Raw genomic sequence first — 23,774 nt, forward strand, 5'->3', positions numbered from 1 at the left:
AGCGTCCTGACATCGCCTCGCCAACAAGTTGGCTCCTACAAAATCAACGCATCCGGTACAGCACCGAACGCCCTGTCACTTGATGCTTGATCACGGCCAGCAAATGCAGGATCACCAACACGGCAAGTAGCGCACAGAGAAGGTGATGCACGCTTTGCAGCTCGGCCAGGGTGGGCGTTGAGTGAATCAGTTGAGGCATCGGGATCATCATCAGCAGGATGACCGGGTGATTCATCATCAGAACCCCAGTGATCAGCACGCCCGCAATCAGCAGATACAGCGCGCTGTGGGTTACCCGTGCCAGTGTCGCCTGAGCTGACTTGGCGGTTGTTGCAGGTGCTGGCGCCTTGAGGTGCAGCCAGAAGCGCCAGGCGAAGAAGGGGATGAACAGCGTAGATACTTGCGGATTGAGCGCTTCGACCCATTGACGCAGCGCATCGCCCTTGGGCAGCAGCGCCACGCCGAAACCGCTGACGGTCGCCCAGATGATGACCAGGGCGGACAACCAGTGCAGGAAAACCCGAACGCTTGAGTAAGTCTTGGGTCGGCCTGTCGTAGGATCAGCGGTTGGTGTTGTGCTGTTCATTGCGTTCAACGTTGCGCTCGCTGTTGAGAAATAGAGTCATTCTCTTTAAGCAGCGTAAGCTATGCCCTGAAGCGCTCGATGTAAATTAAATAACAGCGTTGAAAATTGATCTGGCTCAGCGAGCCGGCTTCTCGTTGCGCTTGAGCAGCAGGCGCGAGGCTTCGTTGTAGTCAGTTGCAGAAGGTCCTACGCGGAGTCCTACGTCATTCAGAGATAATTCAGTCAAGCCGAATGGCTCGCTTCCTCTTATCTAGGTCTAACAATTTTTCTAGTTTCACGCCCTCACGATTCTTTGGCTGAATCGCTCTGTGGGGGCGAATGATCAATGAAGCAAGTAGGGAAGTCCCGAAGCTGTTCCTGTTCATGTTGTGTGAGCATAAGGTCACCGACCAAGGAGTTTCTGGAGCGACAGCGTCAGCTGCGCGGAGCCGAAGATGTCCGCCGACAGCAGGCGGCGAGGGCTGCTGACGAGGCCCGGATGCAGGAGGATTTACGCCGTTGGGAGGAGCGCGAAGAAGCCAGGCGGCTTGAGCCACCAATCGTTCAGCAATGCACTTTTGCCAAATCACTGATGGTGCCCAGGGGGCAAGCCTGTTATCCAAGTGCGAAGGCGCCGTTTGAAGGGCTGAGCAATTACGGTGATTTTGCTGTGCTCAGTACGGCTGAAGAGATCACCGATGATGGTGCCACGCTGCATTTCATCGGTGGCTCGGTAGATGCGCTTACCCTGTCGGGGCGACTGGGCAAAGGTGCGTTGTCATTAGTGCGTACTGTCCCGGTTGCTGTCAGTGGTGCGGGAGCCGCAGCAATTGCTGGTGCAGCAGGCAGCTCCGTGGCGGGTGGTCTGCTGGCGGGAACCGTCGCCATGCTGATACCCAATTGGTCCTTGGCTCCCGATGCAGCTTTCTACACACGCGAGGACTTCGCGGACCTGACGACAGCCACTACCGGCGTTCGCATCAATATCAAATACCTGCCAGAACAATCCGTCAGTGCGTTCGGGGTTTACACCGGCGCTAACCGGGCTTGGCGTAGCGTGCCGCTGATTGCTGCCACCGGGCAGGGTGAACAGCTAGTCGCCGATATGGGTGACGGCATCGGGCTGATCTGGACGCCCGCTGCTGGCACCCGTGACAAACCAGCCATTCCCGCCCTTGAAGGCGCGCCACAATTACCTGGCCCGCTTGTGTACCCCGAAGCCGAGCAGGCTGAGCGGATCTATAAACACCCGGTCCTCGAACAGGACTTTCGCGACGCCATTATCTGGTTCCCCACCAGACCAGAACTGTCGCCTATCTATCTCTCCCTCAGCGTGCGCAATGCGCCGGGTGTAGTGACCGGTAAAGGCGAGGATGTAATCGGGATCTGGTTGGCGGGTGCAGGCCAAGGTCTTGGTGTACCAATCCCGACGTGGATTGCGGATAAGCTGAGAGGGCGGGAGTTTTCAAGTTTTGATCTGTTCAGGAAGGCGTTTTGGGGTGAAGTCGCGAACGATTCGGCATTGAGTAGCCAATTTACTACGTCGAATCTAGCCGCTTTAAAGAAAGGGTATGCACCAGTGACAACTGCTTTAGGGCAGGCGGGAAAACGAATGTCCTTTGAATTACACCATGTTGATAGGGTTGCCGACGGCGGTCCTATTTATGATGTCGACAACATTAGAGTCACTACGCCTAAGAATCATATTGATATTCATCGGGAGCTAAAGTGATGGATGAAAAAACTAAACTTTCGGATTATACCGAACATCAGTTCATGAAGTTTATTGAGGCAATACTGGATGCTGAGACTGAGAGTCAGCGCGACGAGCTGCTTTATCATTTCAAGACTGTTGTTCCACATCCAGCAAGTACCGATCTTCTGTTTTATCCCGAGGATGGTGCAGATGATTCAGCAGAGGGAGTAGTGCGAACCATACAGGAATGGTGCTTGGCGAATGGCCATCCTGGCTTCAAACCGCGCTTTTGATCCGCGTTATCAGCTATGCCAGATGGAGCCTCACAAATGTGAGGCTTGGGCAGCCCACGCGGCGCGAGTGGCAGTGAAAGAACAGGTAGCCGCGAGTCGGCATCAGTCAACTGATCACCGAATCGGTCTCGGTAGCACCATGGCCTGAAGCAAGTTGGCTCAGCGAGCCGGCTTCTCGTTGCGCTTGAGCAGCAGGCGCGAGGCTTCGTTGTAGTCGGTCTGGAACGAAGTGCTGCCGATCCATTCAATCGCCGTGTCTTCGTCTTCTTCGTAGAACATCGCCCGGTAGGTAATCAGCAGGCCCATCATGAAGTCGGTGGCTGGCTCTTCGTCTTCTTCGGCGATGACCAGTTCCAGCACCGGGTATTGCAGGAACACCACGCACATCGCCAGCTGGCTGATGTTGTGCGCGGCTTTCATGGTCTGGAACAAATCATCGAAGTCGGCAGGGTCGAAGCCGTTTTCTTCAATGTCCTTGAAGTCGAAGGTGCTCAAGTCGATTTCGACGTCATCGAATGGCTGGTTGACCAGCGGCGAAGCGAAGACCGGATGCACAACGTTTTGCACCGGTTTGCTGGAGCGGTTCTGCTTGGCCTTGGCTTTCGCTCGTTGGGCGCGTTTGTGCTGCTTGTCTGGCGAGGCCATGGGCTTGGGTCCTGTTGCGGTCGAAGGTTCACAGGCCGCTATTGAAACGCAGACAGTTGGATTTACCAAGGCGCTATTTACTGACGCCTTCGCGATATTGACCTGGCGACTGCCCCGTCCAGCGTCTGAATGCGCGGCTGAAGCTGCTGGTGTCGGCAAATCCAAGCAGATAGGCAACCTCGCTCAATGAATTGCGCGGATCACTCAGATGCTGCAACGCCAGATTCTGTCGCACCTCGTTCAGCAGCAGATCATAGCGGCAACCTTCATCCGCCAGATGCCGCTGCAAACTGCGCAGACTGACATGCAACGTCTGGGCAATGCGTTCAGCAGAGGGTTCGCCTTCGGGCAGCTGCGCTTCGATGATGGCGCGTACGCGACGTTCCCAGGTCAGCGGCTGGAGTTGCTCAAGGGTGCGGTTGAGCACGGTTTCGTTGTGCTGCGCCAGTTCCGGGTTGCCGTCGTCCAGATGGCTGTCGAAATCGGCACAGTCGAACTCCAGCAGATTCTCCTCGGCGGCAAAGAATATCGGCGCCCGGAACACCTGGCGCCAGGGCGTAGGATCCGCCGGTTCCGGACGTTGCAGGTGCACCGCCAGCGGCGCATAGGTTCTTCCCAGCCGGTTGCGGCAGGTGCGCACGTAAATGGCGGCAAACGCGTCCAGCGCTTCATGAGCTGGCGCTGGGCTATCGACCGGCACGCGGAAACGGAACCGGTAACGGTCTCCGGCGCGTTGCAGGTCCAGTTCGAGCGCATCGCTGACCACCGGGTGATAACGCACGATGCGCTCGAACACCTCGCGCAACGACCCGCTGGCTACCAGCGCATAACCCAGCGCATGGAAGGTGGTCGGGCTCACAAACCGGGAAACCCGCAAGCCAATGGCCGGATCGCCGCTGGCCTGGACCGCCAGTTGCCACAGGCGCGTGGTGTCGCTCACCGGATAGCGGGCGTTGGGATCGTCCATCAATTGCGGGTCCAGCCCAGCCGCTCGACACAGCGCAACGCTGTCCAGGCCCAAAGCATCGAGCTGCTTGCGCAAGGCGCGGGTCCAGCTGGCGAGGATGCTTGGTTCGTGCATACAGATTGGCGCTTCCGGTCAACAGGTTGGCGTGAGGGGGCGCGCGGTGTTCCGCAAGTCCGCGCACAGTGCTTTCACTTCATACCTAGAGGATGGAAGCATGCACGACACTTCTGCAAGTCCCGCCAGACTGAATGCGCAGCAGCGATCAGCACATATTCGCGCCGTGGTAATGGAGCGCGGTGAAGAACTGCGGGCGCGCTATCCGATTCTTCGTCATCAGGACGCGATTGGCGTTGGCATCTTGCTGTTCGCCCTGACGGGCATGATCGCCAGCGCCGCCTTGTACATCGGCGGCTATGTGGCCTGGTGGGTGTGCCTGCTGCTCAACGGGTTTTTCGCGTCCCTGACCCACGAACTTGAACACGACCTGATCCACAGCATGTATTTCCGCAAGCAGCGCATCCCGCACAACCTGATGCTGGCGCTGGTCTGGCTAGCGCGCCCCAGCACCATCAATCCGTGGATTCGTCGACATCTGCACCTCAACCACCACAAGGTTTCCGGCACCGAGGCCGACATGGAAGAGCGCGCCATCACCAACGGCGAACCTTGGGGCCTGGCGCGGCTGCTGATGGTCGGTGACAACGTGATGTCCTCGCTGATCCGCATGCTGCGAGCGAAAACCCCCGCGCACAAACTCAGCATTCTCAAGCGCACCCTCAAAGTCTATTTCCCGCTGGCCTTGCTCAACTGGGGCTGCTGGTACGTATTTCTAGGCTTCCACGCAGCCAACGGCGTTGCCGGTTTGCTCGGCTCACCGATTGTCTGGTCGGCGGACACAATGGCGGTCATGCAAGTGATCGACATCGCGGTCGTGGTGCTGGTCGGTCCCAATGTCCTGCGCACGTTTTGCCTGCACTTCGTCAGCTCGAACATGCACTACTACGGCGACGTCGAGCCTGGCAACGTGCTGCAGCAGACCCAAGTCATGAACCCGTGGTGGATGTGGCCGATGCAAGCGTTCTGCTTCAACTTCGGCAGCACCCATGGCATCCACCACTTTGTGGTCAAGGAGCCGTTCTACATCCGCCAGATGACCAGCCCGGTGGCACACAAAGTCATGGCCGAAATGGGCGTGCGCTTCAACGACTTCGGCACGTTTGCCAGGGCGAATCGATTTGAGCGGGAGGAGGCGCGGGTTTAACAGGGGTTTCAGTGGGCGTGCGGACTCCGGTAGGGCCGGACTTGTCCGGGAAGGCGTCGGTTCAGGCACTGGAGGTGGGGCAGGTGTATTGAGGTTGGCTGGCCTTTTCGAGGACAAGTCCCCTCCTACCGGCTTTGCGTATGACTGTAATGCCGCTCGAAGTCGGTCAGGCGAATTGTTGGAGACAGACCGCCCAGCCGTTCATGCTCCACTTTCGTCAGTTCGCGCGGAGCGCCAGGACCGATCAATCTTCGGGGTCTTTAGGCTCTTCAGGTCTCCACCGCTGGATAAGCTCCGCCATGCCAGCGACGATTGTGTCGGAATTGCTCTCCAGGACCGCCAGATAGCTACGGATGCTGTCGGATGTCTCTTGGTCACCTTGGTGCTCGATCCACATACGAACCTCACCCACGGCCAAGGCGATGGCGTTGATGTTCTGATTAAAGCGCGCGAGCAGGATAGGGGTAGGGTCATCGGGTAGTGGCATGGTGTTTCCTCCGTATAGAGAGGAAAGCGTAGAGCATGGGCAAGAGCCAGTAACGCAGGCTGACGAATTGCAGGCAAAGAAAAGCCCGCGATGGGGATCAGCGGGCTCAAGGTGTTGAAGGAGCTGAATAGACCATACAGGCCGAGACGTGAAAAGCTCGTGAACGACCGGAATGAAAAAGCCCGGCGCTCGGCCGGGCTAGTCGTTCAAGATTCGTGCTGAACTGGAATCTAACTTTCTATCCAAAATCCGCAAGGGAGCGGTAGGAATCGCAGACAACAAAAACCCGCACAAGGCGGGTTTTTTGGGTTTCAGATGATTGTGTAGCACCACCTGAATCTAATTAGTGGTGCCCAGAGACGGAATCGAACCGCCGACACGGGGATTTTCAATCCCCTGCTCTACCGACTGAGCTATCTGGGCAACGGGGCGCATTAGACGTTTTTTTCTGGGGGTCGTCAAGCGTGTTTTTTAAAAAATTTGAATTATTACCGTCGCTTACGACCCGCATTGCTGGAAACGCTTTATTTTTCGGGGGGAACGTAGCCGTCGGCCTTGGCGTATTCCTCGCCGGAAAGGAACTTGTCCATCTCGGTTTGCAGGAATTTACGGTCTTCGGCGTTCATCATGTTCAGGCGACGTTCGTTGATCAGCAGGGTCTGGTGTTTCTGCCAGTCGCCCCAGGCTTTCTGTGAGACGTGATTGAAAATGTCTTCGCCTTTGGCGCCAGGGTAAGGGGCGCGTTCCAGGCCGGGCAGTTCTTCTTTGTATTTGCGGCACATTACGGTGCGGGTCATGACGACTCTCCTGCATTCAATACGTCGGCTGCGCGTTTCAGCAGCTTCTTCACCGGGGCGGCAAGGCCCAGGCGCGGCGGGGTGGCGAGGTTATACCAGAGCCAGTCGGCCTCGGCCACGTGGTGAGCGGACTCCTCGACCTGGACCAGCCAGGGTTCGATGCTCAGGCGAAAGTGGCTGAAGGTGTGGATCAGCCCCGGCAGTTCGTGGTGTTTGCCCAGCTCCAGCGAGTGTTGCAGGGCCAGGTGTTGCAGATCGGCGAAGTCATCCAGTTCCGGAAGGCTCCACAATCCGCCCCACAAACCCGTGGAAGGCCGGCGATAAAGCAGAATCGCGCCATCGCGGTTGGCGAGCATCGGCATCAGCGTGCGCTTCTGCGGGACGTCCTTGCGCGGTTTGGGGATCGGGTAGCGGGTTTCCAGGCCCAGTAGGTGCGCTTCGCAGCCACTTTCCAGCGGGCACAGCAGGCACGTGGGTTTGCTGCGGGTACACAACGTTGCGCCCAGATCCATCATCGCCTGAGTGTAGTTATTGACCCGCGCGTGGGGCGTGAAGCGCTCGGCAGTGGCCCAAAGCTGTTTGGCGACCTTCGGCTCGCCGGGGTAACCCTCTTGTGCCGTGTAGCGCGCCAGAACGCGTTTGACGTTGCCGTCGAGGATCGGCGCGCGCAGGCCCATGCTCAGGCTGGCGATGGCGCCCGCGGTGGACAGGCCGATGCCGGGCAGCAGGATGAGTTGTTCCACATCCCGGGGGAATTCGCCGCCGTGCTCAGCGACGACGATTTTTGCGGTCTTTTGCAGATTGCGCGCGCGGGTGTAATAACCCAGGCCGGTCCACAGGTGCAGCACTTCGTCTTCCGGCGCTTCGGCCAGGGCTTGCACGGTGGGCAGTGCCTCCATGAAGCGGTCGAAGTAGTTGAGCACGGTGCTGACCTGGGTCTGCTGCAACATGATTTCCGACACCCACACCCGATACGGCGTGATGCCTTGTTGCCAAGGCAAGTCGTGGCGACCATAGCGGTCGTACCAGTCCAGTACAGCGGTGGAAAATTGCTCGGGTTGCATTGCTTGATCCGGGTTGATCTGGAGGCGTATGGGTTGTTTTAGGCGCGGCTGTGTAGGAGCGGCTTTAGCCGCGAGACTTAATTCTCGCGGCTAAAGCCGCTCCTACAGATACACCGACAGCCGGTCGTACAAATCGGCAGCGTGTCTAGCGCTTGAACAGCCCACGCAACGCGTCCTTGAGTTCCGGGCTGACTTTGTCGCCGAGTTTCTCTTCGATCTTGTCACCCAGCTTGTCACCCGCCAGTTTCGCGGCGACCTGGCCGAGGCCTTCCTTGTCCAGGCGGCACGCCTTGGCGCCCAGTTCCAGCGGGCCACGGCAGCGCACTGGCCACTCGATGCCGACATAACGCGGATTCACTTCGCACGCTGGATCAGGCATGTCGGTCTTGTCACCTTCGATGACGATGCCCACGCGATAGTTCATGCCCAGCACGCGCAGGTCCACGTCGCCATCGCCGTTCACGGTCAGGCCGGGAATCCGCACTTTGAGGTCAGGGTTGCTGGCCACGCCGTTACGGAACACCAGATTGCCGTTGAGCTGCTGGAAAGGCGTGTCCTTGCCGCGCGGTTCGCCGCTGAGGGTTTTGCGGTTGAGCAGGGAAATGCCCTGGCACAGCTGTTGTTCAAGGTTGGCGTTGACCAGCACGCCATTGTTGAGCACGAAGCTGGCGGTGCCGTTGAGGCTGTCGATCAGGGCTTTTTCGCTGTTGCCCTTGCCGTTCAAGTCACTGTTGAGGGTGAGCAGGCCTTTGACCGGCGGGGTTTGGCCCTGGCTTTGCAGAACGCTTTCAATCGGCACTTTGGCGACGCGGGTCTGAACGCTGACCAGCGGCACGTCCGGGCGCACGTCAAGGTTGCCTTTGACTTCGAAATTACCGTTGTATAGATCGCCACGCAGGCTTTCGAGGCTGACCACGCCGTCAAGCGCCTGGGTTTTGAGTGCAGCGTTCTGAATCGGCAGCTTGTCCAGCGTCAGCGTGCCGAAACTGAGGTCGGCATCTACATCCAGTTTGCGCATGCGCTCCAGCGGCAGCAGTTTGCTGGTGCTCCAGGCGGCCTTGGTAGGTTGCGCCGGCAGCGGCGTCGTACCCGCGCCGGCGACAGCAGCAGCTTCACCACTCTGAACTTCGGTTTTGCGCGCGGCTTTTGCCCCTTTGGTTTCTTCGCTTTCGGCCGGACGATAGCGGTCGGCATTGAACGTGTCGCCCTTGAGTTGCAGGCGCAGCGCCTGTTTGGCGAAGTCATCCACGGCGATGCGCCCGGTGAAGGCGCTGTTATCGACTTTCAGATTCAAGTCTTCCAGTGCAACGCTGGTTGGCGTGCCGGTCAGGCGGGTGACCATTTCGACCTTGCTCAGGCTGCCTTCAGCCATGGCCGGCAGCGTCTGGCCAACGCTGTCGAGGAAGGTGCGCAGGTCAAACTGGGCAATCGACAGGCCTCCGCTGAGTTGCGGGGTTTTATCCAGTTCGCGAACGTGCAGTTCACCCAAGGCGCGTAATTGGTTGGCGGACAGCTTGAGGCTGGTCCATTCGGCGACGTTCGCTGCCAGATCGACCAATAATTGCCCTTGGGCCGCGAAGGTCACGGTTTTGCCTTGCAGCGGTTCGCCCGAGGCTTCGCCGGACAAACGCATGTCTTCGAATTGATAACGCTTGAGCGCCCGGTCCAGGCGCAGCTCGCCAACCAGTTCGGTCTTGGCGCGCATCACTGGCTGGTTGGTGGCCAGGAATGCAGTCAGTTTGATCGGAATCTCGGCGCCTTCGTGGATGGCGCCGGTGCTCAGCTGGATGCTTTCGGCACTGAAGGACTGGCCTTTGCGCGCATCGGTGTATTCGACCCGTGCGTTGTTGACGGTCAGGCTGTCGATATCCAGGCGGATGGGCTGCGAGGCCTTGTCGGGCCGGGTCGCAACGGCTGGGCTGTTGTCGGTGGGCGGTGGTGTGGCGCCGGGTTCGGCAGGTGCGGGTTTGCCGATATCTTCCCAGTTGCCATGACCGTTTTCGTCGCGATTGAGGCTCAGGTTCAAGCCTTCGACACGTACGTCGCTCATCTGTACCTGGCGGCGCAACAGCGGCAGCACGCGCACGGACAGACCGAGCATTTGCAGATCGGCGAAAGGTTTGGTGGGGTTGGTCAGGGTTGCGACGCTGGCTTCATGCAGCTCCAGGCCCAGCCATGGAAACAGGCTCCAGCCGATGTCGCCGTTGAGCGTGAGCTCCACGTTTGCCTTGTCGCGTGCCAGTTGGCGAATCTCGTCTTTATAGTCGTTGGGATCAAACAGATGACTCAGGGCGAAACCGAGAGCCACGATGATCAGCAACAGCCCGAGAACAAACAGTCCCAGGATTTTGCCGAACGCTTTCATGGGCGAGTCCTTGTATTCGACGTTCAAAATATGCCCGCGAGTATAACGTCCTCACGCAGGTATCGGGCCTTGGATGCCTCACGCACAGCTTGTCCCAGGCTTAGGCACTGGGGAAATCTGCAACTCTACGTGGAGTTTGGCCGCCAGAGTCTGGACTTCGAGAGCCTCGGCGGTTGCCAGCAAGCGTAGCGTGCAACCGGCATCTTCGGCCGATTTCTGCGCATGAATTACCAGACGTTCGGCGACCCCGCGCCGGCGGGTGAGGGCGCGCACGCACAGGTGCGACAGTTCCCAGACTTGAGCGTGCCTTTGCAGGCGAGCTGCGCCCAGCAAGCGGTCGTTGAAGCGCGCGGCGATGAGCGTGTTGTGATCCAGCGCCGATTCAATGAGTTGTGATGCATCGCTGAACGGTGCGAAGAGCCAGGGCGGTGCGTCTCGATAGATCTTCTGTAAATCCCCCTGGTCCTGGTAAGTGGCCGACTGCAGGGACTCGACAACGATAGGCATGATGTTTCCTTTTGCGGCGTGAAGGCGTCTGGATAGTGCTCAGCCGGCAACGCTCTAATTGGCGTCAAAAAACTGATGGCAGGTTGCCTCTAGTGCTGCAGCAAATGCTAATCTCTCGCTTTTGGTGCAATAGGTGCGTCGTTTTGTCACGTAACTGGAAATGGCGCCGATAAGAGAGCTGTTGCCCGTGCGAATGGACTCTGTGTGCAGCAACCAAGGCCTTGCGAGTTATACACAATTGGGGAATACAAAAATGAGTTCAAGCACTGTGTTGGACGGCTCTGCCGTGCAGCCTGCGTTCTTGTCCAAAGAGCGCATCATCGCCAAACCCGGTTTCAACCGTTGGCTGGTTCCACCTGCGGCACTGGCAATCCATCTGTGCATCGGCATGGCGTATGGTTTTTCGGTGTTCTGGTTGCCGCTGTCGAAGTCCGTTGGCATCACCGCACCTGTCGCTTGCGCACCTGATATGAGCTTCTTCGCGCAGATTTTCTCGTCTGCCTGCGACTGGCCGATCTCGATGCTCGGCTGGATCTATACCCTGTTCTTCATCTTCCTGGGTTGCTCGGCGGCCATTTGGGGTGGCTGGCTGGAGCATGCGGGTCCACGCAAGGCTGGCGTTGTTTCGGCATTGTGCTGGTGCGGAGGCCTGTTGATATCAGCGCTTGGGGTGTACACGCACCAGATATGGCTGATGTGGATAGGCTCGGGCGTGATCGGCGGCATTGGTCTGGGCCTTGGTTACATTTCGCCGGTCTCGACCCTGATCAAGTGGTTCCCGGACAAGCGCGGCATGGCTACCGGCATGGCGATCATGGGTTTCGGTGGCGGCGCGATGGTCGGCGCACCGTTGGCAGCAGCCTTGATGGGGCATTTCGCTTCGGCCGGCAGTGTCGGCGTCTGGCAGAGCTTCGTGGTGATGGCGGTGATTTACTTCGTCTTCATGATCGGCGGCGCCTTGTCTTATCGCGTTCCGCCAACCGGCTGGAAACCTGAAGGCTGGACTGCTCCGGTCAAGAAAGCCAGCAACGCGATGATCACCCACCGTCACGTGCATGTGAACGTGGCCTGGAAAACCCCGCAGTTCCGTCTGGTCTGGCTGGTGTTGTGCCTGAACGTTTCGGCAGGTATCGGCATTCTCGGCATGGCTTCGCCGCTGTTGCAGGAAGTGTTCGCCGGCAAACTGCTGGGCAATGGCTTGACCTTCAGTCAGCTCGATGGCGATCAGCTGAAGCAGATCGCGGCTATCGCTGCGGGCTTCACTGGTTTGTTGAGTCTGTTCAACATTGGCGGACGGTTCTTCTGGGCATCGTTCTCGGATTACCTGGGTCGTAAAAACACTTACTTCGTGTTCTTCGCGCTGGGCTTTGCGCTGTATGCGTTGATTCCGGGCATGGGCCATCTGGGCAACATCGCGCTGTTCGTCGGTGCGTTCTGCATCATTCTGTCGATGTACGGCGGCGGCTTCGCAACGGTTCCGGCTTATCTGGCCGACCTGTTCGGTACGCAGATGGTCGGCGCGATCCATGGTCGTCTGCTGACGGCATGGGCAGCGGCGGGTGTGTTGGGTCCGGTGTTGGTCAACTACCTGCGTGAGTATCAGCTGAGCCACGGCGTTGCTCGTGCCGATGCCTACGACATCACCTTGTACATCCTCGCCGGTCTGTTGGTGTTGGGCTTTATCTGCAACCTGCTGGTACGTCCGGTTGCCGACAAGTACTTCATGACCGATGCCGAGCTGGCTGCAGAACAAGCAATCGGCCACGACAAGGGTGCGGATCACACCACCGTACTTGAGTGGAAAGCCAATCCATCCACCAAGCCGCTCGCTATCGCTGCCTGGCTGGCAGTGGGCATTCCGTTGGCGTGGGGTGTGTGGGTGACATTGCAGAAGACTGCGGTGTTGTTTCACTAAGACTGACGCCGCGCCTACCGACGTGTAGGACCGGCTTTAGCCGGGAGCGTGGCATTTCTGACAACGGAAATGCCGCGTTCCTGTTGTCCTTCTCGCGGCTAAAGCCGCTCCTACGAGGGAGCGTTTTTAGCCGTCGACCGCCAATAACCCCCGTAATTCGTCGTCTTCTTCCTTTCCCTTCTTCTGTTTGCTTCATGCCAGGCGCCTTCTAGGCCTATAATGATCGCCTTTTTTCGCCCAATGATTTTGCGGAGCTGGTGATGGCCGAACGTAAGGCGTACGTCGAGCGCAATACTCTGGAAACCCAGATCAATGCCTCGATCAACCTGGATGGCACCGGAAAGGCCCGATTTGATATCGGTGTGCCTTTTCTTGAGCACATGCTCGACCAGATCGCCCGGCACGGGCTGATCGACCTGGATATCAACTGCAAAGGCGACCTTGAGATCGACGACCACCACACGGTGGAAGACGTCGGCATCACTCTGGGTCAGGCTTTCAGCAAAGCCATCGGCGACAAAAAAGGCATCCGTCGTTACGGCCACGCCTATGTGCCGCTCGATGAAGCGCTGTCGCGTGTGGTCATCGACTTCTCCGGCCGCCCTGGCCTGCAGATGCATGTGCCGTTTACCCGCGCTGTGGTCGGCGGTTTCGACGTGGACCTGTTCCAGGAATTCTTCCAGGGCTTCGTCAACCACGCCAATGTCTCCCTGCACATCGACAACCTGCGTGGCACCAACACTCACCACCAGATCGAAACCGTGTTCAAGGCTTTCGGCCGCGCGCTGCGCATGGCGGTTGAGCTGGACGAGCGCATGGCCGGGCAAATGCCTTCGACCAAGGGTGTGCTCTGATGCAGACGGTCGCGGTTATTGATTACGGCATGGGCAACCTGCACTCGGTCGCCAAGGCGCTCGAACACGTTGGCGCGGGCCGGGTTCACATCACCAGCGACGCCAATGTGATTCGCGAAGCCGACCGCGTGGTGTTTCCAGGCGTTGGCGCGATTCGCGACTGTATGGCTGAAATCCGCCGTCTTGGTTTTGATTCGCTGGTGCGGGAGGTCAGCCAGGATCGCCCGTTTCTCGGCATCTGCGTCGGCATGCAGGCCTTGCTCGACAGCAGCGAAGAAAACGGCGGCGTCGACTGCATTGGCATGTTTCCCGGCCAGGTGAAGTTCTTCGGCAAGGATTTGCATGAAGACGGCGAGCACCTGAAAGTGCCGCATATGGGCTGGAATGAAGTGGCGCAGGCGGTCGATCACCCGCTGTGGCACAACATCCCGGATCTGGCGCGCTTCTACTTCGTGCACAGTTTCTATATCGATGCCGCCAATCAGCGCCAGGTCGTTGGCCGTGGTCACTACAGCGTCGATTTCGCCGCCGCGCTGGCTGAAGGCTCGCGCTTTGCCGTGCAATTCCACCCGGAGAAGAGCCATACCCATGGCCTGCAACTGTTGCAGAACTTCGCCGCGTGGGATGGTCGCTGGTAATCGCCATGGCTAAAGCTAAAGGCAAGCCGCCGATCCTGACCCTCAGCGCAGAACATGAGCAGCAGGCTATCGACAAGCTCAAGCGCCTGTTCTCTCAGCGCTTCGAACTGGACCTGGGTTCGTTCGAGGTCGCCGAAGTGCTTGAGTTGTTCACCAACGAGATCGCCCCGCATTACTACAATCGCGCGATTTTCGATGTTCAACAGCATCTCAAAGAGCGGTTCGAGAGCATCGAAAGCGATTTGTGGGCGCTTGAAAAGAATTGAAGAATTGAACAACACGTAGGAGCGGCTTCAGCCGCGAGCAATATCGTGAGCTCGTGGCCCTTACGGCCCTCACGGCCCTCGCGGCTAAAGCCGCTCCTACGGTTCCCTTTGACGAAGGAAAAAGCATGCTGATTATCCCCGCTATCGATCTTAAAGACGGTGCCTGTGTGCGTCTGCGCCAGGGCCGGATGGAAGATTCCACGGTGTTCTCCGATGATCCGGTGGCCATGGCCGCCAAGTGGGTCGAAGGCGGCTGCCGTCGTCTGCATCTGGTCGATCTGAACGGTGCGTTCGAAGGTCAGCCGGTGAATGGCGACGTGGTGACTGCAATCGCCAAGCGCTACCCGAACCTGCCGATCCAGATCGGCGGCGGTATTCGTTCGCTGGAAACCATCGAGCATTACGTCAAGGCGGGCGTGAGCTACGTCATCATTGGCACCAAGGCGGTCAAGAATCCCGAGTTCGTCGCTGAAGCCTGTCGCGCGTTCCCTGGCAAAGTGATCGTCGGTCTGGATGCCAAGGATGGTTTCGTCGCCACCGACGGCTGGGCTGAAATCAGCACCGTGCAAGTGATCGATCTGGCCAAGCGTTTCGAAGCCGATGGGGTGTCGGCCATCGTTTATACCGACATCGCCAAAGACGGCATGATGCAGGGCTGCAATATCCCGTTCACTGCCGCCCTGGCTGCGGCAACGCGGATTCCGGTGATTGCCTCCGGTGGCATCCATAATCTGGGTGACATCCGTGCCTTGCTCGACGCGAAGGCGCCAGGGATTATCGGCGCCATCACCGGCCGTGCGATCTACGAAGGCACGTTGGATGTGGCTGAAGCTCAGGCGCTTTGCGACCAGTACCAACGCTAAATCGCTTTACGACGTAGGAGCGGCTTTAGCCGCGAGGGCGCCCTCCCGGCTGAAGCCGGTCCTACGGTCCAATCCGTTCTGGAGATCAAGCCCATGGCCCTGGCCAAACGCATCATCCCTTGCCTGGACGTCGACAACGGTCGTGTGGTCAAGGGCGTCAAGTTTGAGAACATTCGTGATGCGGGCGATCCGGTTGAAATCGCGCGTCTTTACGATGAGCAAGGCGCGGACGAGATCACCTTTCTCGACATCACCGCCAGCGTCGATGGCCGCGATACCACGCTGCATACCGTGGAGCGTATGGCGAGCCAGGTCTTCATCCCGCTGACCGTGGGCGGTGGCGTGCGTACCGTGCAGGACATCCGCAACCTGCTCAATGCCGGTGCCGACAAGGTTTCGATCAATACCGCAGCGGTGTTCAATCCGGAATTCGTTGCCGAAGCGGCGCAGCACTTCGGTTCGCAATGCATCGTCGTCGCCATCGACGCCAAGAAAGTTTCGCTGCCCGGTGAAACCCCGCGCTGGGAAATCTTCACCCACGGTGGTCGCAAGCCGACCGGGCTCGATGCCGTGCAGTGGGCGATGAAGATGGAAGAGCTGGGCGCCGGTGAAATCCTCCTGACCAGCATGGATCAGGACGGCATGAAAAACGGCTTCGACCTCGGCGTGACCCGGGCGATCAGCGATGCGCTGGGCATTCCGGTGATTGCGTCCGGTGGTGTTGGCAATCTGCAGCACCTGGCTGACGGCATCATCGAAGGCCACGCCAGCGCCGTATTGGCAGCGAGCATCTTCCACTTCGGCGAATACACCGTCCCCGAAGCCAAAGCGTATATGGCCAAGCGCGGGATTGTGGTGCGCTAAGATCAAAATCCGTTGGAGCGAGGCTTGCCCGCGAACGCGCGCTTTCAGTCAATGAATATGGCGACTGGGATACCGGTTCGCGGGCAAGCCTCGCTCCAACGGGATGAGTTTCCTCCCGGTTGCTGGCTATACGCAGTCCCTCTGGACAAGCACCCGACAGCGCTGCACTCTGTGCGCTGTCATGCGTCAGGAGGATGCACATGTTCAGATGCCGTCTTATTGCATTCGTAGCCTTCAGTTCATTGCTGGCGGGGGCGGTTCAGGCCGCGACGACTGGCGACGAGGGTGGGAGCGCGTCACCGACTTCCATCGTGTTGCTGACCGAAAACTTTCCGCCGTTCAACATGGCCGTCGACGGCAAGAACTTCGCTCAGGAAAGCAGCATCGACGGCATTGCTGCCGAGGTGGTGCGCGCGACGTTCAAGCGCGCGGGCATCGACTACAGCATGACGTTGCGTTTCCCTTGGGAGCGGGTTTACAAGCTGGCGCTGGAAAAACCCGGCTATGGCGTGTTCTCCACGACACGACTGCCGGAGCGCGAGCATCTATTCAAATGGGTTGGCCCGGTGGGTTCCTACGACTGGATCATGCTCGCCCGCGCTGACAGCCCCATCAAATTGACTACTCTGGAACAGGCCAAGGCCTACAAGATTGGTGCCTACAAAGGTGACGCCATCGGCGAGCGCCTGGCTTCTCAGGGTCTGAATCCGATCCTGCTGCTGCGTGATCGGGACAACGTGAAGAAACTCACCAGCGGCCAGATCGACCTGTGGGCCGTGGGCGATCCGGTGGGCCGCTATCTGGCGAAACTGGATGGCGTAACCGGGCTCAAGACGGTGCTGAAATTCAACAGCGCCGAGTTGTACTTGGCACTGAACAAGAACACCCCGGATGAAATGGTTGCCCGCTTGCAAACCGCGCTGGACCAGATCCGCGCTGAAGGCAAGATTGCCGAGATTCGTAGTCGGTTTGAGTAGGTGGTCTCAAGCAACACATAAACCCTGTTGGAGCGAGGCTTGCCCGCGAAAGCATTCGTTCAGCCAGCAGACATCTAGTGGATGTGCCGACCTCTTCGCGGGCAAGCCTCGCTCCAACGGACCATCTTTTTGCCCTACCGATAAACCCCATTCTTGCCATGCCCGGCCGTGGCTTCATTGCCGCGCACGCTGATCATCCGGCGCAGGTCGATCCAGTCGATGCCTTGGGCCTTGAGGTTGGGCAGTTCGCGTTCCAGCACGTCGAGGGTGACGGGGTAGGGATGGCCGATCATCACCGCAGAACCCTGCTTGTGCGCCAGCTTGATGGCGATCTGCAATTGGCGAGTGATGGCTTCGGAGGTGCGCTCGTCGTCGAGGAACACGTCCCGTGACACGCTCGCCAGGCCGATCTGCTGCGCCTGTGCAGCGGCGACGGTCTTGGCGCTGGTGCGGCTGTCGACGAAAAACATATGCCGACGTTGCAGTTCAGCCACCAGCCAACCCATGGCGACCGGCTCGGCGGTCATGCGGCTGCCCATGTGGTTATTCAGGCCTGCGGCATAAGGTACTTTGAGCAGCGCGGCGTTGAGTCGGCTTTCGAGTTCCGGCAAAGGTAGTTCCGGATGCCAGGCAAACGGGCCCGTCGCCGGGTCCATGGGCATGTGCAGCATGACGGTCTTGCCGGCCTTGTGAGCCTGACGGGCGAATTCGGTGGCGTGGGGCGTGTCCGGCATGATCGCCAGGGTTACCGGGCCGGGCAGCGCCAGGGCGCGTTGGTCCCGGACCGGGTTTTGCCCCAGGTCGTCGATGATCAGGCTCAGATAAGCCACCCGAGCCTGGGGTTTTTCCGCCACCGGCGACGCTGCTAGGGCAACGCCGCTGATGCCCCACGACAAGGCCAGCAGCCAAACGCACAGAAACGAGCGCATCGGTTATTTGCCGCGGGTGATACTCAGGCCCTTGAGCAAACTGAGCGCCTGGCTGAGCTGGAAGTCGTCGTCCTGCGGACGCGCCTTGCTGGCTCCGCCTTTGACGGTCGGTTTGTCCGCGCCGCCATTGCCGTTGCCCAGGTGACCGAGCAGGTCCGCTTCCTTGTAGTTCTCGCCATCGACTTCGTTGGTGACCTTGGCGCGGCGTACGACGATGTCCGGGTTGATGCCCTGCGCCTGAATCGAACGCCCGTTCGGCGTGTAATACAGCGCGGTGGTGATCTTCAGCGCGCGATCATTGTTCAGCGGCAGCACGGTTTGTACCGAGCCTTTGCCGAAACTGTCGGTGCCCATGAGGATGCCGCGTTTCTGGTCCTGCAAGGCGCCGGCAACGATTTCCGATGCTGATGCGCTGCCGCCGTTGATCAATACCACCAATGGCACGCCTTCGCTGGCGTCAGCCGGATCGGCCGAGAAGCGCAGTTCGGAATTGGCGATACGGCCCTTGGTGTAGACGATCAGGCCTTTGGTCAGGAAGTGATCCGCGACTTCGACCGCCGACTGCAGCACGCCGCCGGGGTTGTTGCGCAGGTCCAGGACCAGGCCGCTCATCTTCTTGCCGTTGTCCTTGCGCAGCTTGGCCAGGGCCTTGCCGACTTCTTCGCCGGTCTTGACCTGGAACTGGGTGATGCGGATATAGCCGTAGCCGTTTTCCAGCATCTGCGCCTTGACGCTCTTGACCTGAATGGTCGCCCGCGCCAGCGTCACGTCGAACGGCGTGCCGCCGTCGCGCACCAGCGTCAGGGTGATTTTTTCGCCGATCTTGCCGCGCATCTTGTCGACCGCTTCCTGCATGGTCTGACCTTGCGTCGGCGCGCCGTTGATCTTCACGATCAGGTCGCCGGCTTCGATGCCCGCTTTGGAGGCCGGGGTGTCATCGATAGGCGAAACGACTTTGACGAAGCCGTCTTCGACGCCCACTTCTATGCCCAGGCCGCCGAACTCGCCGCTGGTGCTTTCCTGCAACTCCTGGAAATCTTCCGGGCCGAGGTAGGCCGAGTGCGGGTCAAGGTTGCTGAGCATGCCTTTAATGGCGTTCTCCAGCAGCGTCTTGTCGTCCACCGGTTCGACATAGGCGGCCTTGATCCGGTCCATGACCTCGGCAAAGGTGCGCAGCTCTTCCAGCGGCAAAGGCGCCTTGGCTGGCGCTACCGGCGCAGCGGCGGGGGCAACCTTGACCTCAGCAGCCTGAGCCAGTGGGGAGCCGATAACGATGGCAATAGCGAAAGCCAGCGAGGTGAGGCGGGACAGATACGGCATGTCTAACGAACTCCTGAAGTTGATACCGACTTATCCTTGAGTGCGGCACCATTGGGCCGGATCACTTGGGCGACCCTGCTGACGAATAGCGAAATACAACGCTGTAGCTTCTTGACCGCCACTGTTGCCTACCGTGGAAATTGCTTCACCTGCTTTAACAACGTCACCCGCCTGCTTGAGCAAACTCTGATTGTGACCGTACAAACTCAAATAGCCGTTGCCATGGTCGAGAATGACCAGAAGCCCCGAGCCGCGCAACCAGTCCGCGAACACCACGCGACCGCCGTGTACGGCATGCACCTGGCTGCCCGCAGCGGCATTGATCATCACGCCATCCCAGGTCGAACGGGCATCATCGCCACGGGCTTCGCCGAAGCGCGCTAACAATCGACCATCAACTGGCCATGGAAGTTTGCCCTTGGCCTCTGCAAAAGGCCCGCCATAGGAAACTCCAGCGCTGGAAACCAGTGCGCCGGGCGACTTGACCGGACGGCGCGGTGCCTCGTCGACCTCTTCCTTGCTGTCATCACGGCTCTTGTTTCGCTCCGCCAGGGCCTGAGCCTGGGCTTCACGCTGGCGCTGTTCTTCAGCCTCGCGTGCGGCAATCAGAGCTTTCTGGCGCGCTTCTTCGGCTTCGCGAGCCTGGCGCGCCAGTGTTTCTTCAATAGTCTTGAGGACTTTGGCCAGATCGGCCTGATCCTGCTGCCGCGATTGCAGTTTCTGATCGCGAGCCTTGTAATCCTGATTCAGCTTGGCCAGCACCTTCTGGCGTTCCTGGCGAACCTTGTCGAGTTCCTCGCGCTGGTCATCCAGCGTGCTTTTCTGGACGAGTAATTGCGCCTGTTGCAGGTCGATGTCTTTGCCGACTGCCGCCAGTTGGCGCAACGTTTCGTTGAACGTGTGCAACTGCGCTAGACGCGCCTGACTCATGTAATCGTAGTAGGTCAGCGTGCGGGCGAATTTTTCCGGGTGTTGCTGATTAAGCAGCAGTTTCAGGTATTCCTGGCGACCGCTCTGATAAGCGGCACGTGCCTGAATGGCGATCAGCCGTTGTTGCTCAACGCGCTGGGCCTGCAGCTTCTTTTTTTCCTGGTCGAGCCGTTGCAGCTCGACTTCGGTCTTTTTTAGTTCCTTTTGCAGGACCTCGACCTGCTTTTCCAGCTTACCCATTTCGGTTTCAGTGCCGCGCAGATCCTTTTGGACGCCGGTTTTTTCTTCCTGCAACTTGCCCAGGGCTTTTTGCAGCTCAACGACATCCTGACGCGCAGCATCAATCTGTTTTTGGGTTTGCGCACGCTCATCATCGGCAAACGCCGGATTGAGCAGGCAGATCAGGGCAAAGGCGATAAAGGCGCGGAGCATGAGGGTGGGCGATACCGAGGAATTGTGAGAAAAAATGACAGGCCTAGTATGCCCGCCATAACTAGCAAAAAAAATGCCTCTTCATTAAAGCTTTGAGGCCATACAGATAAAAAACCGGCATTGTCGTTGCCAACAAGCCGGTTCCGAGTCTTTACTCAGCCACGAGGATCGAGTGGCCGGTCATTTCTTCGGGTTTTGGCAGTCCCAGCAGTTCAAGCATAGTCGGCGCGACGTCGGCCAGCACGCCGCCTTCGCGCACCTTGAGCTTGCGCTTGCCGATATAGATGAAGGGCACCGGTTCGGAAGTGTGAGCGGTGTGGGCCTGGCCGGTGTGATCGTCGGTCATTTGCTCGACGTTGCCGTGGTCAGCCGTGACCAGCGCTTCGCCGCCGACCTTTTCCAGTGCTTCGGCGATACGTCCGACACAGACATCCAGATATTCAACGGCTTTGATCGCTGCTTCCATGATGCCGCTGTGCCCAACCATGTCGCCGTTGGCGTAGTTGACCACGATCACGTCGTAACGCTGATGCTCGATGGCGTCGACGATACGGTCGGTGACTTCCGGCGCGCTCATTTCCGGCTGCAGGTCGTACGTGGCGACTTTCGGCGACGGGATCAGGATGCGCTCTTCGCCGGGGAACGGTTCTTCACGGCCGCCGGAGAAAAAGAACGTCACGTGGGCGTACTTTTCGGTTTCGGCGATGCGCAGCTGCGTCTTGCCGTTGGCGGCAAGGTATTCGCCCAACACGTTTTTCAGGCTGCCGGCCGCAAAGGCCGACGGTGCCGGAATGCTTGCGGCGTATTGGGTGAGCATGACGAAGCCGGCCAGTTTCGGTTGGCGGGCGCGCTCGAAGTCCTTGAAATCATCTTCGACGAACACACGGGTCAGCTCCCGGGCACGGTCGGCGCGGAAGTTCATGAACACCACGGCGTCGCCATCTTCGACTTTGACCTGCTCGCCAATGCTGGTTGCTTTGACGAATTCGTCGTTCTCGTCGCGTTCGTAAGCGGCTTTCAGACCGGCAACGCTGGTCGCGGCCTGGAATTGTGAGTCGCCATCGACGATCAGATTGTAAGCCTGGGAAACGCGGTCCCAACGGTTGTCGCGGTCCATGGCGAAGTAGCGGCCGATGATACTGGCGGTGCGGCCTTTGCCCAGGCGCGTGAACGTGGCGTCCATCAGCTCCAGGGATTTCTGCGCGCTGCGTGGCGGCGTGTCGCGGCCATCGAGGAAAGCGTGCAGGTAGATTTTTTCGGCGCCGCGCTGGGCCGCCAGTTCAGCCATGGCCACCAGGTGGTCCTGGTGGCTGTGAACGCCGCCGTCGGACAGCAGGCCGAGAATATGCACGGCCTTGCCGGCGCCTACCGCTTTGTCCACGGCGGTGCAGATGGTCGGGTTGGTGAAGAAATCGCCATCACGGATGGATTTGGTCACCCGGGTGAAGTCCTGATACACCACGCGCCCGGCACCGAGGTTCATGTGTCCGACTTCAGAGTTGCCCATCTGCCCGTCCGGCAGGCCGACGTCCATGCCTGAACCGGAAATCAGGCCGTTGGGCATGGTCTTGTACAAGCGGTCCATGACCGGCATTTTGGCGGCCAGAATGGCGTTGCCTTCGCGGTGCTCGCTGTGTCCGAAGCCGTCCAGAATGATCAGGACCAAAGGTTTTGGCGTGGTAGTCATAGATCCCACTCGTGGCTGATGAAGTTAAATAAAAAAAGGATCGGCATTTTAGAGGCTGTTGTTGTTCAATTGCGAGCCGCGTTGCCGGGTCCAATCCTGTGCGCAAGGCATCAAAGGTGCTCAAAACGTGTCAGCGCCGTACGGGCTTTGGCCGATCTTGGGTGCTGTGTATACTGGCCGACATTTTAACGCCCCTGGAACCTACTGATGGTTGATCACCTGATTGCATTTGCCACGAACCACTATTTGATCACTGGCGCCTTCGTCATCCTGCTGGCGATGCTGATCGCCTACGAGATGAGCAAGGGCGGTCGCAGCCTGAGCACGCGTGAGCTCACGGCACTGGTCAACAGTGATCAGGGTGTAGTCATCGACATCCGTTCGACCAAGGATTACGCGGCGGGCCACATCGTCGGTGCGCTGAGTTTCCCTCAGGACAAAATCCTGACCCGCACCGCCGAGCTTGAAAAGCACAAGGCCAAGACCCTGATCATCGTAGATGCCATGGGCCAGCACGCTGGTACTACTGCTCGCGAGCTGCTCAAGTCCGGTTTTACCGCAGCCAAACTGTCGGGCGGCGTTTCCAGCTGGCGCGCAGACAATCTTCCCCTGGTGAAATGAAATGGCTGAAGTCATCGTCTATTCCAGCGATTATTGCCCTTATTGCATTCGCGCCAAGCAATTGTTGCAGAACAAGAGCGTGGCATTCGAAGAAATCAGAGTCGATGGCAAGCCGCAAGTTCGCGCCGACATGGTGAAGAAGGCCGGTCGTACCTCGGTACCGCAGATCTGGATCGGTTCGACCCACGTCGGTGGATGCGATGAACTCTTTGCCCTGGAGCGCGCCGGCAAGCTCGACGCGCTGCTGACAGCCTGATTCCAAACCCTACTAGACCCTAAAAGTAAGAAGGATCTGAGATGACTGATCAACCGACCAACGGCACCGTTGCCAACGAAGAAGACGCACCGCAATTCTCGTTGCAGCGTATTTATGTTCGCGACCTGTCGTTCGAAGCGCCGAAAAGCCCGGCGATTTTCCGTCAAGAGTGGACGCCTACCGTCAGCCTTGACCTGAACACCCGCCAGAAAGCACTGGAAGGCGATTTCTACGAAGTCGTGCTGACCTTGTCCGTTACTGTGAACAACGGCGACGAAGTGGCCTTCATCGTTGAAGTCCAGCAAGCGGGTATCTTCCTGATCAAGGGTCTGGATCAGGGCGCAATGAGCCACACATTGGGCGCGTTCTGCCCGAACATTCTGTTCCCGTACGCTCGCGAAACCATCGACAGCCTGGTTGTCCGTGGCTCGTTCCCGGCGCTGATGCTGGCTCCGGTGAACTTCGATGCCTTGTACGCGCAAGAGCTGCAGCGCATGCAGGAAGCTGGCGAAACACCTACTGTTCAATAAGTGTTGCCGCTGGACTGAAAAAGCGCCTTTCGGGGCGCTTTTTTT

The 23,774-nt window shown here is 58.9% G+C and carries 25 protein-coding genes and 1 tRNA gene; 13 read left to right on the forward strand and 13 right to left on the reverse strand.

Going from position 1 to position 23,774, the window contains the following annotated elements; translation table 11 throughout:
* Nucleotides 1-43: 43 nt before the first annotated feature.
* Nucleotides 44-586, reverse strand: coding sequence for a cytochrome b (locus tag AFK24_RS22535; RefSeq protein WP_080482255.1), 543 nt, complete (start codon nt 584-586; stop codon nt 44-46).
* Between the two features lie 478 nt (nt 587-1,064).
* Between AFK24_RS22535 and AFK24_RS22540 the strand changes: the two genes are divergently transcribed.
* Both AFK24_RS22540 and AFK24_RS22545 read left to right on the forward strand, forming a co-directional pair.
* The gene (locus AFK24_RS22540; RefSeq protein WP_170826381.1) at nt 1,065-2,297 is read left to right on the forward strand and encodes an S-type pyocin domain-containing protein; all 1,233 of its coding nucleotides are present in this window, start codon (nt 1,065-1,067) and stop codon (nt 2,295-2,297) included.
* Complete coding sequence (locus tag AFK24_RS22545; RefSeq protein ID WP_065835331.1) at nt 2,297-2,554, forward strand: bacteriocin immunity protein; 258 nt, start codon at nt 2,297-2,299, stop codon at nt 2,552-2,554. The genes AFK24_RS22540 and AFK24_RS22545 overlap by 1 nt, the downstream gene beginning before the upstream one ends.
* Before the next feature lie 159 nt (nt 2,555-2,713).
* Here AFK24_RS22545 and AFK24_RS22550 read toward each other — a convergent pair whose 3' ends face one another.
* Together AFK24_RS22550 and AFK24_RS22555 are read right to left on the reverse strand one after the other, a co-directional pair.
* Nucleotides 2,714-3,199 carry a hypothetical protein gene (locus AFK24_RS22550; protein ID WP_065835332.1) on the reverse strand — a complete coding sequence of 162 codons (486 nt, stop codon included), beginning with the start codon at nt 3,197-3,199 and terminating at the stop codon, nt 2,714-2,716.
* Nucleotides 3,200-3,272: 73 nt separating this feature from the next.
* Nucleotides 3,273-4,280 carry an AraC family transcriptional regulator gene (locus AFK24_RS22555; RefSeq protein WP_065835333.1) on the reverse strand — a complete coding sequence of 336 codons (1,008 nt, stop codon included), beginning with the start codon at nt 4,278-4,280 and terminating at the stop codon, nt 3,273-3,275.
* Between the two features lie 100 nt (nt 4,281-4,380).
* On the opposite strand from AFK24_RS22555, the gene AFK24_RS22560 reads away from it, so the two are divergent.
* Nucleotides 4,381-5,427 (forward strand): fatty acid desaturase, encoded by a 1,047-nt coding sequence (locus tag AFK24_RS22560; protein ID WP_065835334.1) that lies wholly within the window; start codon nt 4,381-4,383, stop codon nt 5,425-5,427.
* Nucleotides 5,428-5,671: 244 nt separating this feature from the next.
* Here the strand turns inward: AFK24_RS22560 and AFK24_RS22565 are convergent, their stop codons facing one another.
* The 6 genes from AFK24_RS22565 to AFK24_RS22590 form a co-directional block, all read right to left on the reverse strand.
* Complete coding sequence (locus AFK24_RS22565; RefSeq protein ID WP_065835335.1) at nt 5,672-5,914, reverse strand: hypothetical protein; 243 nt, start codon at nt 5,912-5,914, stop codon at nt 5,672-5,674.
* A 347-nt stretch (nt 5,915-6,261) separates the two neighbouring features.
* A tRNA-Phe gene (locus AFK24_RS22570) sits at nt 6,262-6,337 on the reverse strand.
* A gap of 101 nt (nt 6,338-6,438) precedes the next feature.
* On the reverse strand, nt 6,439-6,711 hold the full coding sequence (locus AFK24_RS22575; protein ID WP_065835336.1) for an oxidative damage protection protein: 273 nt from the start codon (nt 6,709-6,711) through the stop codon (nt 6,439-6,441).
* Nucleotides 6,708-7,775, reverse strand: a complete 1,068-nt coding sequence (gene mutY, locus AFK24_RS22580) for an A/G-specific adenine glycosylase (protein ID WP_065835337.1) — start codon at nt 7,773-7,775, stop codon at nt 6,708-6,710. The genes AFK24_RS22575 and mutY overlap by 4 nt, the downstream gene beginning before the upstream one ends.
* A gap of 145 nt (nt 7,776-7,920) precedes the next feature.
* Nucleotides 7,921-10,140: an AsmA family protein gene (locus AFK24_RS22585; protein WP_065835338.1), complete on the reverse strand. Its 2,220-nt coding sequence runs from the start codon at nt 10,138-10,140 to the stop codon at nt 7,921-7,923.
* 78 nt (nt 10,141-10,218) lie between these two features.
* Complete coding sequence (locus tag AFK24_RS22590; RefSeq protein WP_065835339.1) at nt 10,219-10,647, reverse strand: acetyl-CoA sensor PanZ family protein; 429 nt, start codon at nt 10,645-10,647, stop codon at nt 10,219-10,221.
* A 253-nt stretch (nt 10,648-10,900) separates the two neighbouring features.
* On the opposite strand from AFK24_RS22590, the gene AFK24_RS22595 reads away from it, so the two are divergent.
* The 7 genes from AFK24_RS22595 (at nt 10,901) to AFK24_RS22625 (ending at nt 17,024) form a co-directional block, all read left to right on the forward strand.
* Nucleotides 10,901-12,562, forward strand: coding sequence for an OFA family MFS transporter (locus tag AFK24_RS22595; RefSeq protein WP_065835340.1), 1,662 nt, complete (start codon nt 10,901-10,903; stop codon nt 12,560-12,562).
* 260 nt (nt 12,563-12,822) lie between these two features.
* Nucleotides 12,823-13,416, forward strand: coding sequence for an imidazoleglycerol-phosphate dehydratase HisB (gene hisB / locus AFK24_RS22600; protein ID WP_020291744.1), 594 nt, complete (start codon nt 12,823-12,825; stop codon nt 13,414-13,416).
* The gene (gene hisH, locus AFK24_RS22605; RefSeq protein WP_065835341.1) at nt 13,416-14,054 is read left to right on the forward strand and encodes an imidazole glycerol phosphate synthase subunit HisH; all 639 of its coding nucleotides are present in this window, start codon (nt 13,416-13,418) and stop codon (nt 14,052-14,054) included. The genes hisB and hisH overlap by 1 nt, the downstream gene beginning before the upstream one ends.
* Nucleotides 14,055-14,059: 5 nt before the next feature.
* Nucleotides 14,060-14,320 (forward strand): DUF2164 domain-containing protein, encoded by a 261-nt coding sequence (locus tag AFK24_RS22610; protein WP_065835342.1) that lies wholly within the window; start codon nt 14,060-14,062, stop codon nt 14,318-14,320.
* A gap of 125 nt (nt 14,321-14,445) precedes the next feature.
* Nucleotides 14,446-15,183: a 1-(5-phosphoribosyl)-5-[(5-phosphoribosylamino)methylideneamino]imidazole-4-carboxamide isomerase gene (hisA, locus tag AFK24_RS22615; RefSeq protein ID WP_065835343.1), complete on the forward strand. Its 738-nt coding sequence runs from the start codon at nt 14,446-14,448 to the stop codon at nt 15,181-15,183.
* A 93-nt stretch (nt 15,184-15,276) separates the two neighbouring features.
* Nucleotides 15,277-16,047: an imidazole glycerol phosphate synthase subunit HisF gene (gene hisF, locus AFK24_RS22620; protein ID WP_020291748.1), complete on the forward strand. Its 771-nt coding sequence runs from the start codon at nt 15,277-15,279 to the stop codon at nt 16,045-16,047.
* Between the two features lie 200 nt (nt 16,048-16,247).
* On the forward strand, nt 16,248-17,024 hold the full coding sequence (locus tag AFK24_RS22625) for a substrate-binding periplasmic protein (RefSeq protein ID WP_065835344.1): 777 nt from the start codon (nt 16,248-16,250) through the stop codon (nt 17,022-17,024).
* Nucleotides 17,025-17,158: 134 nt separating this feature from the next.
* Here AFK24_RS22625 and AFK24_RS22630 read toward each other — a convergent pair whose 3' ends face one another.
* From AFK24_RS22630 to gpmI, 4 genes are all read right to left on the reverse strand, one after another.
* Entirely contained in the window at nt 17,159-17,953 is a 795-nt protein-coding gene (locus AFK24_RS22630) for a divergent polysaccharide deacetylase family protein (RefSeq protein ID WP_065835345.1), read from the reverse strand.
* A gap of 3 nt (nt 17,954-17,956) precedes the next feature.
* Nucleotides 17,957-19,273 (reverse strand): S41 family peptidase, encoded by a 1,317-nt coding sequence (locus tag AFK24_RS22635; RefSeq protein ID WP_065835346.1) that lies wholly within the window; start codon nt 19,271-19,273, stop codon nt 17,957-17,959.
* 30 nt (nt 19,274-19,303) lie between these two features.
* Entirely contained in the window at nt 19,304-20,635 is a 1,332-nt protein-coding gene (locus AFK24_RS22640) for a murein hydrolase activator EnvC family protein (protein WP_065835347.1), read from the reverse strand.
* A 151-nt stretch (nt 20,636-20,786) separates the two neighbouring features.
* Entirely contained in the window at nt 20,787-22,322 is a 1,536-nt protein-coding gene (gpmI, locus tag AFK24_RS22645; RefSeq protein ID WP_065835348.1) for a 2,3-bisphosphoglycerate-independent phosphoglycerate mutase, read from the reverse strand.
* Nucleotides 22,323-22,529: 207 nt separating this feature from the next.
* On the opposite strand from gpmI, the gene AFK24_RS22650 reads away from it, so the two are divergent.
* The 3 genes from AFK24_RS22650 to secB are packed head-to-tail and all read left to right on the forward strand — an operon-like array spanning nt 22,530 to nt 23,729.
* Nucleotides 22,530-22,943 (forward strand): rhodanese-like domain-containing protein, encoded by a 414-nt coding sequence (locus AFK24_RS22650; RefSeq protein WP_065835349.1) that lies wholly within the window; start codon nt 22,530-22,532, stop codon nt 22,941-22,943.
* Nucleotide 22,944: 1 nt separating this feature from the next.
* Entirely contained in the window at nt 22,945-23,199 is a 255-nt protein-coding gene (gene grxC / locus AFK24_RS22655; protein ID WP_065835350.1) for a glutaredoxin 3, read from the forward strand.
* 41 nt (nt 23,200-23,240) lie between these two features.
* Nucleotides 23,241-23,729, forward strand: a complete 489-nt coding sequence (gene secB, locus AFK24_RS22660) for a protein-export chaperone SecB (RefSeq protein WP_020291756.1) — start codon at nt 23,241-23,243, stop codon at nt 23,727-23,729.
* Nucleotides 23,730-23,774 lie beyond the last annotated feature (45 nt).

Origin of the sequence: Pseudomonas syringae (assembly GCF_001698815.1) — a bacterium.
Taxonomy (GTDB): Bacteria; Pseudomonadota; Gammaproteobacteria; order Pseudomonadales; family Pseudomonadaceae; genus Aquipseudomonas; species Aquipseudomonas syringae_A.

Coding starts and splice junctions, on each gene's coding strand:
- AFK24_RS22535 (WP_080482255.1), bottom strand. CDS start 586: ATGAACAGCACAACACCAACCGCTGATCCTACGACAGGCCGACCCAAG.
- AFK24_RS22540 (WP_170826381.1), top strand. CDS start 1,065: ATGCAGGAGGATTTACGCCGTTGGGAGGAGCGCGAAGAAGCCAGGCGG.
- AFK24_RS22545 (WP_065835331.1), top strand. CDS start 2,297: ATGGATGAAAAAACTAAACTTTCGGATTATACCGAACATCAGTTCATG.
- AFK24_RS22550 (WP_065835332.1), bottom strand. CDS start 3,199: ATGGCCTCGCCAGACAAGCAGCACAAACGCGCCCAACGAGCGAAAGCC.
- AFK24_RS22555 (WP_065835333.1), bottom strand. CDS start 4,280: ATGCACGAACCAAGCATCCTCGCCAGCTGGACCCGCGCCTTGCGCAAG.
- AFK24_RS22560 (WP_065835334.1), top strand. CDS start 4,381: ATGCACGACACTTCTGCAAGTCCCGCCAGACTGAATGCGCAGCAGCGA.
- AFK24_RS22565 (WP_065835335.1), bottom strand. CDS start 5,914: ATGCCACTACCCGATGACCCTACCCCTATCCTGCTCGCGCGCTTTAAT.
- AFK24_RS22575 (WP_065835336.1), bottom strand. CDS start 6,711: ATGACCCGCACCGTAATGTGCCGCAAATACAAAGAAGAACTGCCCGGC.
- mutY (WP_065835337.1), bottom strand. CDS start 7,775: ATGCAACCCGAGCAATTTTCCACCGCTGTACTGGACTGGTACGACCGC.
- AFK24_RS22585 (WP_065835338.1), bottom strand. CDS start 10,140: ATGAAAGCGTTCGGCAAAATCCTGGGACTGTTTGTTCTCGGGCTGTTG.
- AFK24_RS22590 (WP_065835339.1), bottom strand. CDS start 10,647: ATGCCTATCGTTGTCGAGTCCCTGCAGTCGGCCACTTACCAGGACCAG.
- AFK24_RS22595 (WP_065835340.1), top strand. CDS start 10,901: ATGAGTTCAAGCACTGTGTTGGACGGCTCTGCCGTGCAGCCTGCGTTC.
- hisB (WP_020291744.1), top strand. CDS start 12,823: ATGGCCGAACGTAAGGCGTACGTCGAGCGCAATACTCTGGAAACCCAG.
- hisH (WP_065835341.1), top strand. CDS start 13,416: ATGCAGACGGTCGCGGTTATTGATTACGGCATGGGCAACCTGCACTCG.
- AFK24_RS22610 (WP_065835342.1), top strand. CDS start 14,060: ATGGCTAAAGCTAAAGGCAAGCCGCCGATCCTGACCCTCAGCGCAGAA.
- hisA (WP_065835343.1), top strand. CDS start 14,446: ATGCTGATTATCCCCGCTATCGATCTTAAAGACGGTGCCTGTGTGCGT.
- hisF (WP_020291748.1), top strand. CDS start 15,277: ATGGCCCTGGCCAAACGCATCATCCCTTGCCTGGACGTCGACAACGGT.
- AFK24_RS22625 (WP_065835344.1), top strand. CDS start 16,248: ATGTTCAGATGCCGTCTTATTGCATTCGTAGCCTTCAGTTCATTGCTG.
- AFK24_RS22630 (WP_065835345.1), bottom strand. CDS start 17,953: ATGCGCTCGTTTCTGTGCGTTTGGCTGCTGGCCTTGTCGTGGGGCATC.
- AFK24_RS22635 (WP_065835346.1), bottom strand. CDS start 19,273: ATGCCGTATCTGTCCCGCCTCACCTCGCTGGCTTTCGCTATTGCCATC.
- AFK24_RS22640 (WP_065835347.1), bottom strand. CDS start 20,635: ATGCTCCGCGCCTTTATCGCCTTTGCCCTGATCTGCCTGCTCAATCCG.
- gpmI (WP_065835348.1), bottom strand. CDS start 22,322: ATGACTACCACGCCAAAACCTTTGGTCCTGATCATTCTGGACGGCTTC.
- AFK24_RS22650 (WP_065835349.1), top strand. CDS start 22,530: ATGGTTGATCACCTGATTGCATTTGCCACGAACCACTATTTGATCACT.
- grxC (WP_065835350.1), top strand. CDS start 22,945: ATGGCTGAAGTCATCGTCTATTCCAGCGATTATTGCCCTTATTGCATT.
- secB (WP_020291756.1), top strand. CDS start 23,241: ATGACTGATCAACCGACCAACGGCACCGTTGCCAACGAAGAAGACGCA.